Below are 12,622 nucleotides of genomic sequence, written 5' to 3' on the forward strand. Positions count from 1 at the left end.
GGCCTCGGTGGCCGCGCAGGAAGCCGTCGGTGTGGTCGATACGATCCGGGACCGAGAGATCGCTGTCGAGCAGGACCATCTGGACCAGGTGTACCGCCGCCTCGAGGAGAAGATCCACGAGGCGGAGTTCCTCATGAACGACGCCGCCCAGCGCGGCCAGGTCGGCACGCCCGGCGCCCTGGCGGAGCGGGACGCCCAGGTGTTCCGGGCCGGTATCCACCTCAACCGCCTCAACAACGAGTACGAGGACTTCCTCTTCGGCCGCATCGACCTGCTGCGCGGCAAGGACGGCAAGAAGGGCCCCGACGGCGCGTACACCTCGGTCGAACCGGCCGAGGACGCGGTGGGCCCGGACAGCACGGCCGAGATCGCCGAGACCCTGCACATCGGCCGCATGGGCGTCCTCGACTCCGACTACGCGCCGCTGGTCATCGACTGGCGCGCGCCGGCCGCCGCGCCCTTCTACCGGTCCACCCCGGTGGAGCCGGGCCGGGTGGTGCGCCGCCGGGTCATCCGTTCCAAGGGCCGCAGGGTCCTCGGCGTCGAGGACGACCTGATGCGCCCGGAGGTGACCGCCACGCTGGACGGCGCCGAGCTCCCGGTGATCGGCGACGGCGCGCTGATGGCCGCGCTCGGCCAGGCCCGGACCCACTCGATGCGCGACATCGTCTCCTCCATCCAGGCCGAGCAGGACCTGGTCATCAGGGCGCCCGCCGCCTCCGTGACGTACGTCGAGGGCGGCCCCGGCACCGGCAAGACCGCCGTGGCGCTGCACCGCGCCGCCTACCTGCTCTACCAGGACCGGCGCCGGTACGCGGGCGGCATCCTGATCGTCTCCCCCACCCCGCTGCTGGTGGCCTACACCGAGGGCGTCCTGCCCTCCCTGGGCGAGGAGGGCCAGGTGGCCATCCGCGCGGTCGGCAGCCTGGTGGACGGCGTGGAGGCCACGGCGTACGACGATCCGGCCGTGGCCCGCGTCAAGGGCTCCTCGCGGATGCTGAAGGTGCTGCGCAAGGCCGCCCGGGGCGCCCTGGAGCGGGGCGGCGCCCCCGACCGGCTGCGGGTGGTCGCCTTCGGCCGGCGCGTCGAGCTGGAGACGGACGAGCTGACCCGGATCCGCCACAACGCCCTGAGCGGCACCGCCCCGGTCAACCTGCTGCGCCCGCGGGCGCGCAAGCTGCTGCTGGACGCCCTGTACGCCAAGTCCGGCGCCGGCCGGCGCCACACGGACCCCGAGCTCGCCGCCGAGCTTCGCTCCTCCTTCGACGAGGACGTGTCCACCGAGGACAGCTTCCTCGCCTTCCTCGACGCCTGGTGGCCCGAGCTCACCCCGCGCGGGGTGCTGGAGGCCATGGCCGACGAGAAGCGGCTGGGCCGCTGGGCGCGCCGGGAGCTCAACCCGGGGGAGGTGCGCCGGCTGGCCCGCTCGCTGCGCCGCGAGGAGCTGTCCGTCCACGATGTGGCGCTGCTCGACGAGCTCCACACGCTCCTCGGCACCCCGGCCCGCCCCCGCAGGAAGCGGGAGCTGGACCCGCTGGACCAGCTGACCGGCCTGGAGGAGCTGATGCCGGTACGGGAGGAGTCGCAGCGCGAGCGCGCCGAGCGGCTCGCCCGGGAGCGCACCGAGTACGCCCACGTCATCGTGGACGAGGCGCAGGACCTCACGCCCATGCAGTGGCGGATGGTCGGGCGCCGGGGACGGCACGCCACCTGGACGGTGGTGGGCGACCCGGCCCAGTCGTCCTGGTCGGTGCCGGAGGAGGCGGCCGCGGCGCGCGACGAGGCGCTGGGCAGCAGGCCGCGCCGCCGCTTCGAGCTGACCGTGAACTACCGCAACCCGGCCGAGATCGCCGAGCTCGCCGCCAAGGTGCTGGCGCTGGCCATGCCGGGCATGCGGGCTCCGCGCGCGGTGCGCTCCACCGGCGTCGAACCCCGCTTCCGGGCGGTGGGCGACGGCGACCTGGCCGGAACGGTGCGGGAGGAGGCGCGGCGGCTGCTGGAGCACGTGGACGGCACGGTGGGTGTCGTCGTGGCGATGAACCGGCGGGAGCAGGCGGCGGGCTGGCTGGCCGACCTGGGCGACCGGGTGGTGGCCCTGGGCAGCCTGGAGGCGAAGGGCCTGGAGTACGACGCGACGGTGGTCGTCTCGCCGGCCGAGATCGCCGACGAGTCCCCGGCGGGCCTGCGGGTGCTCTACGTGGCGCTGACCCGGGCGACCCAGCAGCTCACCGTGGTGTCGGGGCGGCGCGACGAGCCGGACGGGAACGGGGTGCCGGACCTGCTCAGGGACTGAGCGGCCGAAGAGGGACCGCTTTCCCGGACGGTTTGTTAGCCTGGGTGGTGGCACCGGCTCGATCCAAGCCCCCGGGCCCAACCTTCGTCGCCGAGAGCGACCACTTGCCGCGAGGCGAGCATGGCGGGCCGGTGCCATCTCATACAGCTCATACACGTCCGCAGACGTACATACGGGTAGTCCAGCAGGTCCGTGCCGTTGTCCGATGGCACGGACCTGCTGGCGTCCGTGGCCCCGGCTTCCCCTCCGGCCGCCATCTCTCGTATGGTGGAAAATGCTTTCCGAAAACAAAAAGACCGCATTACCTGCTACTCGCTGGTAGGTGCGACCATCGGAGGGCCCCACCCGGTTCACCCACCGGCGTGGCGGTAGCAATGAAGCTAGGGAAAGCAGAGGAACTCGGCCATGGCAACGGCGCCCAGCGTCTCGTACTCGATGACGGTCCGGCTGGAGGTGCCCGCGAGCGGAACAGCGGTCTCCCAGCTCACCACGGCTGTGGAATCCTCCGGTGGCTCGGTCACCGGCCTCGATGTGACCGCTTCCGGCCACGAGAAGCTGCGGATCGACGTCACGATCGCCGCCACGTCCACCGCGCACGCCGACGAGATCGTCGAGAAGCTGCGCGGCATCGAGGGTGTCGTCCTGGGCAAGGTCTCCGACCGCACCTTCCTGATGCACCTCGGCGGCAAGATCGAGATGGCGTCCAAGCACCCCATCCGCAACCGTGACGACCTGTCCATGGTCTACACCCCGGGCGTGGCCCGGGTGTGCATGGCGATCGCCGAGAACCCCGAGGACGCCCGCCGCCTCACCATCAAGCGCAACTCCGTCGCAGTCGTGACGGACGGCTCCGCCGTGCTCGGCCTCGGCAACATCGGCCCCATGGCCGCGCTTCCGGTCATGGAGGGCAAGGCGGCCCTGTTCAAGCGGTTCGCCGGCATCGACGCCTGGCCGATCTGCCTGGACACCCAGGACACCGACGCCATCGTGGAGATCGTCAAGGCCATCGCCCCCGGCTTCGCCGGCATCAACCTGGAGGACATCTCCGCGCCCCGCTGCTTCGAGATCGAGGCCCGGCTGCGCGAGGCCCTGGACATCCCGGTCTTCCACGACGACCAGCACGGCACCGCGATCGTCGTGCTCGCCGCCCTCACCAACGCGCTGCGCGTGGTGGGCAAGGCCGTCGGGGACGTACGGGTGGTCATGTCGGGCGCCGGCGCGGCCGGTACCGCGATCCTCAAGCTGCTCATCGCGGCGGGCGTCAAGCACGCCGTGGTCGCCGACATCCACGGCGTCGTGCACGCGGGCCGTGCGGACCTGGTGGACGCCGCCCCCGAGTCGGCACTGCGCTGGATCGCCGACAACACCAACCCCGAGGGCGTCACCGGCACCCTCAAGGAAGCCGTCCACGGCGCCGACGTCTTCATCGGCGTCTCCGCGCCCAACGTGCTGAACGGCGACGACGTGGCGGGTATGGCGGACGACGCGATCGTGTTCGCGCTCGCGAACCCCGACCCCGAGGTGGACCCGGCAATCGCCCGTCAGACGGCGGCGGTTGTGGCCACCGGCCGCTCCGACTTCCCCAACCAGATCAACAACGTGCTGGTCTTCCCGGGCGTCTTCCGCGGCCTGCTGGACGCCCAGTCGCGGACGGTCAACACCGAGATGATGCTCGCGGCGGCGAGCGCCCTCGCCGAGGTGGTCACCGACGACGAGCTCAACGCGAACTACATCGTCCCCTCGGTCTTCAACGACAAGGTGGCCGGGGCGGTGGCCGGGGCCGTCCGCGAGGCCGCCAGGGCGGCGGGCGCCACTGTGACGGCGCCCACGTCCGTCTGACCTCCGGCGCGTCGCGGGAGCCGGGGCCGTAAACCCGCCTTTAGGGTGGCGGTTCGGCTCCGGGACGTCCCGGTGGGCCCCCGAGGGTCTCGGAGAGTCGCGGACGAGTCGACCGAACGTCACCACGACGGTGCCGTGGCGCTTTTCGTGTGACTCCGAAGGGTGCCGGATTGGCTTTCCCGCCGCTGGTGGGGGCAGGATGCGTATTCGGGCGCGAGGGTCTGACAGCAGACCCGGGTCCGGGGACTGTCCAAGGGCCCTGGCAGCATCGGCTTCGATCTCACGCCTCACAGGCAAGAAGAACACGGGAGTAACAACATGAACCGCAGTGAGCTGGTGGCCGCCCTGGCCGACCGCGCCGAGGTGACCCGCAAGGACGCCGACGCCGTGCTGGCCGCGCTCGCCGAGACCGTCGGTGAGGTCGTCGCCAAGGGCGACGAGAAGGTCACCATCCCCGGCTTCCTGACCTTCGAGCGCACCCACCGTGCCGCTCGCACCGCTCGTAACCCGCAGACCGGCGACCCGATCAACATCCCGGCCGGCTACAGCGTGAAGGTCTCCGCGGGCTCCAAGCTCAAGGAAGCCGCCAAGGGCAAGTAAGCCCCCTGGGAACCACAGAAGGGCGGCCACCCCGTCAGGGGGTGGCCGCCCTTCCGTTCGCCCGCCCACGGTCCGCCTGTCCGCCCGCGGCCGGTGGACGGGGCGGGGCGGGCGTGTCTGCCGTTGCAAACGCCGACGGCCCCCGCGCACCGCGGGGGCCGTCGGCGAGGGTCCGGCGGGCCGTCAGACGGCGGCGCGGGCCGGGAGTTCGACCTTCGCGCCCAGGCTCACCAGCTTCTCCATGAAGTTCTCGTAGCCGCGGTTGATCAGGTCGATGCCGTGGACCCGCGACGTGCCCTGCGCGGCCAGGGCCGCGATCAGGTACGAGAAACCGCCGCGCAGGTCCGGGATGACCAGGTCCGCGCCCTGGAGCTTCGTCGGGCCCGACACGACCGCCGAGTGCAGGAAGTTGCGCTGGCCGAAGCGGCAGTCCGAGCCGCCAAGGCACTCCCGGTAGAGCTGGATGTGCGCGCCCATCTGGTTCAGCGCCGAGGTGAAGCCCAGCCGGGACTCGTAGACCGTCTCGTGGACGATCGACAGGCCCGAGGCCTGCGTCAGCGCCACCACGAGCGGCTGCTGCCAGTCCGTCTGGAAGCCGGGGTGCACGTCCGTCTCCAGCGCGATCGCGTTGAGCGAGCCGCCCGGGTGCCAGAAGCGGATGCCCTCGTCGTCGATCTGGAAGGCGCCACCCACCTTCCGGTAGGTGTTGAGGAACGTCATCATCGAGCGCTGCTGCGCGCCGTGCACGTAGATGTTGCCCTCGGTCGCCAGCGCCGCCGAAGCCCAGGAGGCCGCCTCCAGGCGGTCCGGGAGCGCCCGGTGGGTGTAGCCGCCGAGCTTGTCGACACCGGTGATCCGGATGGTGCGGTCGGTGTCCATGGAGATGATCGCGCCCATCTTCTGCAGCACGCAGATGAGGTCCTCGATCTCCGGCTCCACCGCCGCGTTGGAGAGCTCCGTGACGCCCTCCGCCAGCACCGCCGTCAGCAGCACCTGCTCGGTGGAGCCCACCGAGGGGTACGGCAGGCGGATCTTGGTGCCGCGCAGCCGCTGCGGGGCCTCCAGGTACTGGCCGTCCGCCCGCTTCTCGATCGTCGCGCCGAACTGGCGCAGCACGTCGAAGTGGAAGTCGATCGGCCGGCCGCCGATGTCGCAGCCGCCCAGGCCGGGGATGAAGGCGTGGCCCAGACGGTGCAGCAGCGGGCCGCAGAAGAGGATCGGAATGCGCGACGACCCCGCGTGGGCGTCGATGTCGGCGACGTTGGCCGACTCCACGTGCGTGGGGTCCAGGACCAGCTCGCCCGGTTCCTCGCCCGGGCGGACGGTCACGCCGTGCAGCTGGAGCAGTCCTCGTACGACCCGGACATCACGGATGTCGGGCACATTGCGCAGCCGGCTCGGCTCGCTGCCGAGCAGGGCGGCGACCATCGCCTTGGGCACGAGGTTCTTCGCGCCGCGGACGCGGATCTCGCCCTCCAGCGGGGTTCCGCCGTGGACAAGCAGTACATCGTCTGTGCCGGTCATGAATCTCGCGTTCCGGAGGGGGTCCCCCCGGCGGAGCCGGGAGGATGTCGGGCAGGTGGCCAGAGAAAAGGGTAAGGGGCCCGCACCCGTGTCCCGTAAGGGCGAGGGGGGCATGCGGAGGTAATGAATTGGGCACAACACCCTCCGTTCGCCGCACCTTGCGGACGGTTACCGTCCGGTTCCGGCCAGATGGCTCGCGGACGCGCGGCCGAGGACCCGTCCGGCCCTCCGTTCCCCGCGGAGGCGCAAGATGCGGGATCATGTCTGGCATGACCGAGGTGTCCTCGCTCACCGGACGGCTGCTCGTGGCCACACCCGCGCTGGCGGATCCCAATTTCGACCGCGCGGTGGTCCTGCTGCTCGATCACGACGACGAGGGCTCGCTCGGCGTGGTCCTCAACCGCCCCACGCCGGTCGGCGTCGGCGACATCCTGGAGCCCTGGGCCCCGCTGGCGGGTGAGCCCGGAGTCGTCTTCCAGGGCGGTCCGGTCTCCCTCGACGCGGCGCTCGGCATCGCCGTGATCCCGGGCGACGAGGGGCCGCTGGGCTGGCGGCGCGTGTACGGCGCGATCGGCCTGGTCGACCTGGAGACCCCGCCGGAACTGCTCGCCGCCGCGCTCGGTTCGCTTCGGATCTTCGCGGGGTACGCGGGGTGGGGGCCGGGCCAGCTGGAGGACGAGCTGGCCGAGGGCGCCTGGTTCGTCGTCGAGTCCGAGCCCGGTGACGTGTCCTCGCCGCGGCCGGAGAGCCTGTGGCGGGATGTGTTGCGCCGGCAGCGCAGCGAGCTGGCGATGATCGCGACGTACCCGGACGATCCGTCGCTCAACTGACACGTGCGGCCCACCGGGGCCACCCGGCCCGCCGGGGGTACCCTTGGAGCTCATGAGCACTCTTGAGCCCGAGCGCGGGGCAGGTACGGGGACCCTCGTAGAGCCGACGCCACAGGTGTCGCACGGCGACGGCGACCACGAGCGCTACGCCCACTACGTCCAGAAGGACAAGATCATGGCGAGCGCCCTCGACGGCACTCCCGTGGTGGCGCTGTGCGGCAAGGTCTGGGTGCCGGGTCGTGACCCCAAGAAGTACCCGGTCTGCCCGATGTGCAAGGAGATCTACGAGTCCATGGGCGCCGGTGGCGACAAGGACAAGGGCGGCAAGGACAAGAAGTAACCGGCCCGGCCCCGCCGGACGGCCCGAAGGCCCCCGGAGCGCGTTCCCGCGACGCGCTCCGGGGGCCTTCGCGTTGCGCGGGGTGCGCCGGTTGATCACGGAGTGGTCGAGACCTCTTGTGGCGGCTCCGGGGGCCGCTCTAACCTCCTGCCTGTTGTGCAGCACGAAACGACCGTTGCGCGTGCTGCAACGCTACTGGTGGGAGCCCCGTATGAAGCTTTCTGCCCGCACCGCCGCCCGCGCCGCGGCCCTGGTACTGGCCGCCGGCCTGACCGCCACCGCCTGCGCGCCCGGCACCTCCGGCAACGGCGCCACCCGCGACGACCGGAGCGGCACCCTGCGCGTCTGGCTCTTCCAGGAGGTCAACAACAAGCCGAAGGAGCGGGTGGTCGACGCGGCCGTCGCCGCCTTCCGCAAGCGGCACCAGGACGCCGAGGTGGAGGTCGAGTACATCCCCGTCGACACCCGGGCCCAGCGCGTCAAGGCCGCCTTCAACGACCCCGGGAGCGCGCCGGACCTCATCGAGTACGGAAACACCGACACCGCCGGATACGTCAAGGACGGCGGACTCGCCGACATCGGCGCGGAGTTCGCGGCGTGGCCGGAGACCAAGGACCTCGACGCCACCGCCCGGGCCTCCGTCACGGTGGACGGCAAGGTGTACGGCGTGCCGCTCTTCGTCGGCGTACGCGCGCTCTACTACCGCACGGACGTCTTCGAGGACCTGGGGCTGGCCGTGCCCAGGACCCAGGCCGAACTGATCACTACCGCGAAGAAGATCCGCGGGGCCAGGCCGGATCTGTACGGGATCGCCGTCGGCGGCGCGTACACGTACGGCGCGCTGCCCTTCATCTGGGCGCACGGCGGTGAACTGGCGACCCGGGAGGGCGCTGCCCATCGGGCGGCCGTCAACAGCGAGGCGGCGCGCGCCGGCATCAGGGCGTACACCTCGCTCTTCGGCGACGACAACTGCCCGGCCGCCAAGTGCGCCGCCATGGGCGGCAACGCGACCGTCACGGCGTTCGCCTCGGGCAAGGCGGCGATGGCCATCGGCGGCGACTTCAGCCACGCGGCGGTCGAGGCGGGCCGGGTGAAGGGCGCCTACGCGGTGGTGCCGCTGCCGGGTGTCACCCCGGGATCGGTGGCCCCCGCCTTCGCCGGCGGCAACAACATCGGCGTCCTGAAGAGCACGTCGCACCGCACGCTCGCGGTGGAACTGATGAAGTCGCTGGCCGGGAAGGAGACCCAGGGCAGGCTGTTCGACGCGATGGGCTTCCTGCCCACGTACCGGGACGTACGGGCGCGGGCCGCACGCGAGCAGCCGTTCGTGAAGCCCTTCATCGACACACTGGGCGCGGGCACCAAGTCCGTGCCGGCCTCGGCGGGCTGGGGCGCGATCGACGCGTCACAGGTGCTGCCGACCATGTTCCAGGAGATCGTCAGCGGCCGTAAGGACGTGGCCACGGCCTCGGACGACGCGGCGAAGAAGATGGACGCGGCGTTCGCGTCGGCGGGCTGACGCCCATGACCCACCGCACCGACCGGCCCATGGCCCACGGCACTGGTCAGAACGGCTCCGCGCCGCCGTCCCGGGCCGGTGTGCCCGCGCCCCGCCCCGGCGGCGGCGCGGGCGGCCCCCGCCGCGCCGCGCCGGGGGCGAAGGGGACGCCCGGGGAGCGGAGACCCGGACGGGCCGGGCGCACCGGCCCCGGCGGCCACGGGGGCTGGACCCCGTGGCTCTACCTCGCGCCCGCGCTGGTCGTGCTGGGCGCGCTCCTCGTCTACCCCATCTACCAACTCGGCCTGATCTCCTTCCTGGAGTACACCCAGGCCCAGGTCAGCGGTGGCGAGCCGACCTCCTTCCGGGGCTTCGGCAACTACACCGCCCTCTTCGGCGACAGCCAGTTCTGGCAGGTCCTCCTCGCCACCGTCCTGTTCGCCGCCGCCTGCGTCACCGCCACCCTCACGGTGGGCTGCGCCCTCGCCGTCCTGCTGACCCGCGTCCGCGCCCTGCCCCGGCTCGCCCTCATGCTGGCCGCGCTGGGCGCCTGGGCGACCCCCGCGATCACCGGATCGACCGTCTGGGTCTTCCTCTTCGACCCGGACTTCGGCCCCGTCAACAAGGTCCTGGGCCTGGGTGACTTCTCCTGGACCTACGGGCGCTACAGCGCCTTCGCGCTGGTCCTCTTCGAGGTCGTGTGGTGCTCGTTCCCGTTCGTGATGGTCACCGTCTACGCGGGCATCAGGGCGATCCCGTCCGAGGTCCTGGAGGCCGCCGCGCTCGACGGCGCCTCGCAGTGGCGGATCTGGCGTTCCGTCACCGCCCCGCTGCTGCGACCCATCCTGGTGGTCGTCACCATCCAGTCGGTGATCTGGGACTTCAAGGTCTTCACCCAGATCTACGTGATGACGAACGGCGGCGGCATCGCGGGCCAGAACCTCGTCCTGAACGTGTACGCCTACCAGAAGGCCTTCGCGTCCTCCCAGTACAGCCTCGGCTCGGCGATCGGCGTCGTCATGCTGCTGATCCTGCTCACGGTCACGCTGGTCCACCTCCGCCTCCTGCGACGCCAGGGAGAAGAGCTGTGAACCCCTTCCGCGTCAACCGCCCCTGGCGCGCCGCCGCCGAGGCCGCCGCCCTCCTCGTCGCCGCCGTCGTCGCCTTCCCCCTGTACTGGATGGTCCTGTCCGCCCTGAAACCCGCGGGCGAGATCCAGTCCGCGAACCCCCGCCCCTGGACCCTGGCGCCGTCCCTCGACTCCTTCCACCGCGTCTTCGCACAGCAGGACTTCGCCCGTTACTTCCTCAACAGCCTGCTGGTCGCCACCGCCGTGGTCGTCGCCTCCGCCCTGATCGCCTTCCTGGCGGCGACGGCGGTCACCCGCTTCCGGTTCCGGCTGCGCACCACGCTGCTGGTGATGTTCCTCGTCGCGCAGATGGTGCCGATCGAGGCGCTGACCATCCCGCTGTTCTTCCTGATGCGGGACTTCGGCCAGCTCAACACCCTCGGCTCGCTGATCCTGCCGCACATCGCCTTCTCGCTGCCCTTCGCGATCTGGATGCTGCGCGGTTTCGTCAGGGCGGTCCCCGAGGCCCTGGAGGAGGCCGCGTACCTCGACGGCGCGAGCCGCGCCCGCTTCCTGTGGCAGATCCTCTTCCCGCTGGTCTTCCCCGGGCTGGTGGCGACCAGCGTGTTCTCCTTCATCTCCACCTGGAACGACTTCCTGTTCGCCAAGTCGTTCCTCATCAGCGACACCTCGCAGTCCACCCTGCCGATGGCCCTGCTGGTCTTCTTCAAGCCGGACGAGAACGACTGGGGCGGCATCATGGCCGCCTCGACCGTGATGACCGTGCCGGTGCTGGTCTTCTTCGTACTCGTACAGCGCCGCCTGGTCTCCGGGCTCGGCGGCGCGGTGAAGGACTGACGCCATGGACCTCATCCCCGCCCCGGCCGCCGTCGAGGGCCCCCACGAGGGCGGTTTCGTCCTGGACGCCGGTACCACCATGGACGCGGGCCCGGGCACGGGGACCGCCGAACGGTGGCTTCGCGCCACGCTCGGTGCGGCGTTCGGCGTGCCGCTGCGCCCCGGGCCGGCGGACGGACCGGGCGGCACGGTCGTCCTGCGGGTGGACGGCACCCTGCCCCCCGAGGCGTACCGGCTCACCGTGCCGGCCGAGGGCGGCGTGCGGATCACGGGCGGCGACGCGGCCGGCGTGTTCTGGGGCGCGCAGACCCTGCGCCAGCTGCTGGGCCCCGACGCCCACCGCAGGGCCCCCGTCCGCCGGGCCGCACCGGCCGTGCCCGCCCGGACCGTGACGGACCGGCCCCGCTTCGGCTGGCGGGGCCTGCTGCTGGACGTGGCACGCCACTTCCTGCCCAAGGACGACGTCCTGCGCTACCTCGACCTGCTCGCCGCCCACAAGCTCAACGTCCTGCACCTGCACCTCACCGACGACCAGGGCTGGCGTCTGGAGGTCGAGCGGCACCCCCGGCTCACCGCGACCGGCGCCTGGCGCTCCCGCACCAAACACGGCCACCGGGCCTCACCGCTGTGGACCGAGGCACCGCACGGCGGCTACTACACGCGGGACGACATCCGCGAGATCGTCGCCTACGCGGCCGAACGGCACATCACCGTCGTGCCCGAGATCGACATCCCCGGACACTCGCAGGCGGCCATCGCCGCGTACCCGGAACTCGGCAACACCGACGTCGTCGACACGACGGCCCTCACCGTCTGGGACACCTGGGGTGTCAACCCGAACGTACTCGCGCCCACCGACGCCACCCTCCGCTTCTACGAGGGCGTCCTCGAAGAGGTGCTCGACCTCTTCCCCGGCACCTTCGTCCACCTCGGCGGCGACGAGTGCCCCACCGACCAGTGGCGGGCGTCCCCCCGCGCCCGGGCCCGCGTCAGGGAGCTGGGACTGGCCGGCGAGCACCAGCTCCGGGGCTGGTTCGTCCGCCACTTCGGGCACTGGCTCGCCGACCGGGGCCGCCGCCTGATCGGCTGGGACGAGATCCTGGAAGGCGGCCCGGCGGGACCGGACCTGCCGCCGGGGGCCGCCGTCTCCTCCTGGCGCGGGTACGCCGGCGGCATCGCCGCCGCCGAGGCCGGCCACGACGTCGTCATGTGTCCGGAACAGCACGTCTACCTGGACCACCGGCAGGCCGGCGACGGGAGCGAACCGGTGCCCATCGGCTACGTGCGCACCCTGGAGGACGTCTACCGGTTCGACCCCGTGCCGCCCGGGCTCACCCCCGGGGCCGCCGCCCGCGTCCTCGGCACCCAGGCCAACGTCTGGACCGAGGCCATGGACAGCCGCTCCCGCGTCGACTACCAGGTCTTCCCGCGCCTGGCCGCCTTCGCCGAGGTCGCCTGGTCCGAACTGCCCGCCCCCGCCGAACGGGACTTCGCGGGATTCGAACGCCGAATGGCCGCCCACTACCGGCGTCTTGACGCGCTCGGCGTCGACTACCGGCCACCCACCGGCCCGTTGCCCCGGCACCTGCGGCCCGGCGTGCTCGGACGCCCGATCGACGGGCCGCCCCCGAACGTGTGACCCCGGCCGGAAGGCGCCCGCCGCCGTCCGCCGCCTGCCACCGTGGAGCCCCGCCCGGTATAAGTCGTACAAGGTCCCCGGGAAGTGTCAATCCCCCCGCGCCGCCCATGATGTGGCAAACCGGACCATGCC

At 72.0% G+C, this 12,622-nt stretch carries 10 protein-coding genes; 9 read left to right on the forward strand and 1 reads right to left on the reverse strand.

The window, feature by feature from the left end:
* Positions 1 to 7 precede the first annotated feature (7 nt).
* From AB0H53_RS02250 to AB0H53_RS02260, 3 genes are all read left to right on the forward strand, one after another.
* A complete protein-coding gene (locus AB0H53_RS02250; RefSeq protein ID WP_362105839.1) occupies positions 8 to 2,293 on the forward strand; it encodes a UvrD-helicase domain-containing protein in 2,286 nt (761 codons plus the stop codon).
* A gap of 405 nt (positions 2,294 to 2,698) precedes the next feature.
* Complete coding sequence (locus tag AB0H53_RS02255) at positions 2,699 to 4,132, forward strand: NAD-dependent malic enzyme (RefSeq protein WP_362105842.1); 1,434 nt, start codon at positions 2,699 to 2,701, stop codon at positions 4,130 to 4,132.
* A gap of 318 nt (positions 4,133 to 4,450) precedes the next feature.
* Complete coding sequence (locus AB0H53_RS02260; RefSeq protein WP_017237029.1) at positions 4,451 to 4,732, forward strand: HU family DNA-binding protein; 282 nt, start codon at positions 4,451 to 4,453, stop codon at positions 4,730 to 4,732.
* A 183-nt stretch (positions 4,733 to 4,915) separates the two neighbouring features.
* On the opposite strand, the gene murA is transcribed toward AB0H53_RS02260, so the two are convergent.
* Positions 4,916 to 6,256 carry a UDP-N-acetylglucosamine 1-carboxyvinyltransferase gene (gene murA / locus AB0H53_RS02265; RefSeq protein ID WP_362105845.1) on the reverse strand — a complete coding sequence of 447 codons (1,341 nt, stop codon included), beginning with the start codon at positions 6,254 to 6,256 and terminating at the stop codon, positions 4,916 to 4,918.
* 269 nt (positions 6,257 to 6,525) lie between these two features.
* On the opposite strand from murA, the gene AB0H53_RS02270 reads away from it, so the two are divergent.
* The 6 genes from AB0H53_RS02270 to AB0H53_RS02295 all read left to right on the forward strand — a co-directional run bounded on the left by AB0H53_RS02270 (position 6,526) and on the right by AB0H53_RS02295 (position 12,490).
* Positions 6,526 to 7,086: a YqgE/AlgH family protein gene (locus tag AB0H53_RS02270; RefSeq protein ID WP_362106395.1), complete on the forward strand. Its 561-nt coding sequence runs from the start codon at positions 6,526 to 6,528 to the stop codon at positions 7,084 to 7,086.
* 52 nt (positions 7,087 to 7,138) lie between these two features.
* Positions 7,139 to 7,426: a DUF3039 domain-containing protein gene (locus AB0H53_RS02275; protein WP_023588437.1), complete on the forward strand. Its 288-nt coding sequence runs from the start codon at positions 7,139 to 7,141 to the stop codon at positions 7,424 to 7,426.
* A 211-nt stretch (positions 7,427 to 7,637) separates the two neighbouring features.
* Positions 7,638 to 8,945 carry an extracellular solute-binding protein gene (locus AB0H53_RS02280; RefSeq protein ID WP_362105848.1) on the forward strand — a complete coding sequence of 436 codons (1,308 nt, stop codon included), beginning with the start codon at positions 7,638 to 7,640 and terminating at the stop codon, positions 8,943 to 8,945.
* Positions 8,946 to 8,974: 29 nt separating this feature from the next.
* Complete coding sequence (locus tag AB0H53_RS02285) at positions 8,975 to 10,015, forward strand: sugar ABC transporter permease (protein WP_362106398.1); 1,041 nt, start codon at positions 8,975 to 8,977, stop codon at positions 10,013 to 10,015.
* Positions 10,012 to 10,851 (forward strand): carbohydrate ABC transporter permease, encoded by an 840-nt coding sequence (locus tag AB0H53_RS02290; RefSeq protein WP_362105850.1) that lies wholly within the window; start codon positions 10,012 to 10,014, stop codon positions 10,849 to 10,851. Before AB0H53_RS02285 ends, AB0H53_RS02290 begins: the two co-directional genes overlap by 4 nt.
* Positions 10,852 to 10,855: 4 nt before the next feature.
* Positions 10,856 to 12,490 carry a beta-N-acetylhexosaminidase gene (locus AB0H53_RS02295; protein ID WP_362105853.1) on the forward strand — a complete coding sequence of 545 codons (1,635 nt, stop codon included), beginning with the start codon at positions 10,856 to 10,858 and terminating at the stop codon, positions 12,488 to 12,490.
* Positions 12,491 to 12,622: the final 132 nt, after the last annotated feature.

It is taken from the genome of Streptomyces sp. NPDC050856, assembly GCF_040653855.1.
In the GTDB taxonomy this organism is placed as follows: Bacteria; Actinomycetota; Actinomycetes; order Streptomycetales; family Streptomycetaceae; genus Streptomyces.